At 37.3% G+C, this 624-nt stretch carries 1 protein-coding gene; it reads right to left on the bottom strand.

Annotation, left to right across the window (positions count from 1 at the left end; translation table 11 throughout):
• On the bottom strand, nt 1-536 hold a 536-nt coding region (locus FLS47_RS05485), incomplete at its 3' end, for a DUF4372 domain-containing protein (protein ID WP_149913377.1).
• Between the last annotated feature and the right edge of the window lie 88 nt (nt 537-624).

The raw sequence follows: 624 nt of genomic DNA, 5'->3' as shown, positions 1-624 counted from the left end.
ATTTTAGATTCATGTTGTTTACCATCTGTGATATGCACAAAACTGGGCATACAGCCATCATAATCAAGTATAGTATGAAGTTTTACAGCTCCCTTAGCACTGCGGAATTTAGCCCAGTCAAATACACTTAAGCATAATGGAATAATAGTAGCATCCATCAGATAGACTTTACGTTTAAGCCTGTTAAGCTCTGCGCGTCTTGGAAAATCTTTACGCCACAAATCATCCAAAAGTTTATAATACAAATCTCGAAATAGGCCATGATCACGATGTTTGTTGATGTAAGAGAGGTTGGACTTGCTAGGAGTTCTAGAAATTCCCATATGACTCATGTTTCCTGTAGTACTACGAAGCCCATTAGAAATGTCACGAACGGAATCAGCAGAGGAAAGATGGCAGAAAAGCATACTCACAAAATGTGACCAACTATTGATCCCTTTATGGTGCTTGTCGGATTGGTACTTTTGAACCAATTTATTAAAAATGTCACGGTCAACTAGACCTAATATCTGAGAAAATACGTTTATATTTACCATGGCGGTAGTTGAATTTTAGCGAATTAAATATAGCAATCCCTGCTATATAAATACACCGCCATTTTTTCCCTTATTTAGGACGCTTGTG

The organism is Sphingobacterium cavernae, assembly GCF_008520265.1.
GTDB classification, from domain to species: Bacteria; Bacteroidota; Bacteroidia; order Sphingobacteriales; family Sphingobacteriaceae; genus Sphingobacterium; species Sphingobacterium cavernae.
The sequence above is the reverse complement of the archived record's forward strand: the minus strand, read 5'-3'. Positions and strand labels throughout refer to the sequence as shown.